The 2,134-nt window shown below is 74.9% G+C and carries 2 protein-coding genes; both read left to right on the forward strand.

Annotated elements, in window-relative coordinates:
• A partial coding sequence (locus B9G38_RS16360; protein ID WP_233127248.1) for an amidohydrolase family protein occupies positions 1 to 765 on the forward strand: 765 nt, incomplete at its 5' end.
• A 208-nt stretch (positions 766 to 973) separates the two neighbouring features.
• Positions 974 to 2,017: a MoxR family ATPase gene (locus B9G38_RS16365; RefSeq protein ID WP_086221085.1), complete on the forward strand. Its 1,044-nt coding sequence runs from the start codon at positions 974 to 976 to the stop codon at positions 2,015 to 2,017.
• Positions 2,018 to 2,134: the final 117 nt, after the last annotated feature.

The following is a 2,134-nucleotide window of genomic DNA, read 5'->3' on the forward strand; positions in this document are numbered from 1 at the left end:
GGGGGGGACTGCCGGGCCGTCGGGGCGGGCGCGTCGGCGCCGCACCGGCGTGCGCGCGCGGCGGTGGGCGGGGCGGTGCGCGGCACCGCGGCGGCCGCCGGGCGCGACGCGCGCCTTCACGTCGCGCACACCTCGACGCCGGAGGCGGTCGACGCGGTCGCCGAGGCCCGCCGTGACGGGACGGACGCGACCTGCGAGGTGACGCCGCACCACCTCTACCTCTCCCGCGAGCGGGCGCGGTCGCTCGGGACGTTCGGGCGCATGAACCCGCCGCTCCGGTCGGAGGAGCGCCGCGAGGCGCTGTTCGCGCGGCTCGCCGACGGCGACGTCGACGTCGTCGCGACCGACCACGCGCCCCACACGGTCGCGGAGAAGCGGACGGGCCTCGCCGACGCGCCGAGCGGCGTCCCGGGCGTGGAGACGCTGTACCCGCTCCTGCTCGAATCGGCCCGGAACGGGGAGCTGTCGCTCGAACGCGTCCGCGACGTGATCGCCGCGAACCCGGCCGAGACGTTCGGCCTCGACCGGAAGGGGCGGGTGGCCGAGGGCCGCGACGCCGACCTCGTCTTAGTCGACACCGCGGACCCGCGGGAGATCGAGGCCGCCGCGCTCCACAGCGCCTGCGCGTGGACGCCCTTCGAGGGGCTCCGGGGAGTGTTCCCCGAGGTCACGCTGGTCCGCGGCGAGGTCGTCTACGAGCGCGACCCCGCGACCGGGGCCGCGTCGTTCGGCGAGCCGGTCGGGCGGAACGTCCGGGAGCCGTAGTCGCACGCGGCGAGGGTCCCGCGCGGTCGACGCCGGGAGGCCCGGACACCGAAATCCCGAGACGCCGAAATCGGCCGCGACGAGCGGACCACCGCCGGCGGAACGCATATGCCGCTGCTCGCCGTAGTCGCTGTATATCGATGATCACGGGGAGCATTCGCACGGTCGCGTCCGGACGGGAGGCCGATCCGGACGGGGCGGGCCGGAGATGACGGGCCCCGGAGAGTCGGGATCGGTCCCGACCGGTTCCGCGGAGTCGGCCGGCGCGGAGTCGACCGACGGCGACGGGGACGCCGTGGTGACGACGGGCGCCGCCGCGGCGGTCACACCCGAGACGCCCGCCGACGTCGCCGCGCTCGCGGACCGGATCGCGGGGGAGGTCGAGGAGGTGATCGTCGGCAAGCGCGAGGCGGTCGAACACGTCCTCGTCACCGTGCTGGCGCGCGGCCACCTCCTCGTCGAGGACGTTCCCGGCGTCGGGAAGACGACGCTGGCGAAGTCGGTCGCGCGCTCTATCGACGGCTCGTTCAAGCGCGTCCAGTTCACGCCCGACCTGTTGCCCTCCGACGTCACCGGCGTCAACGTGTTCAACCGCCGCACCGACGAGTTCGACTTCCAGCCCGGGCCGGTGTTCGCGAACGTCGTGCTGGGCGACGAGATCAACCGCGCCCCGCCGAAGACGCAGTCGGCGCTGCTGGAGGCGATGGAGGAGAACCAGGTGACCACCGACGGGACCACCCGCGGGCTGCCGGACCCGTTCTGCGTGATCGCGACGCAGAACGACGTGGAGCCCGGACAGACGTACGAGCTCCCCGTCGCGGAGGTCGACCGCTTCACGAAGAAGATCCGGCTCGGCTACCCGGACGCCGAGGAGGAGGCCGCGATCCTCGGCCGGCTCAGCGGCGACCACCCGGTGGACTCGGTCGAGCCCGTGGCGACGGTCGCGGACGTCCGGCGGGCCCGCCGGATCGTCGGCGAGATCGAGGCCTCGGAGGCGGTCCGGGAGTACGTCGCCCGGCTCGCGGTGTTCACGCGGCGGAACGCGAGGCTCGGGGCGAGCCCGCGCGGGAGCCTCGCGCTGCTCCGGGCGTCGCAGGCCCGCGCCGCGCTCGACGGCCGGGAGTACGTGATCCCCGACGACGTTCAGGCGGAAGCGCCGACCGTGCTCTCGCATCGGATTCGAACCGAGTCGGGCGGGACCGACGGCGCGGACGTCGTCGACGACGCGCTCGACCGCGTCCGCGTGGAGTGACGACCGTGACGCCGACCCCGCTCCCGTTCAGATGACGCCCGCACTCACCCGCCGGGGACGCGTCGCCGGCGGGTGAGTGCGGGCGTCATCTGAACGGGAGCGGGGTCGGCGTCACGG

It is taken from the genome of Halorubrum sp. SD612 (assembly GCF_002135005.1).

Excerpts from the sequence above, each read along its gene's own strand:
- B9G38_RS16365 (WP_086221085.1), top strand. The coding sequence starts at position 974 with ATGACGGGCCCCGGAGAGTCGGGATCGGTCCCGACCGGTTCCGCGGAG.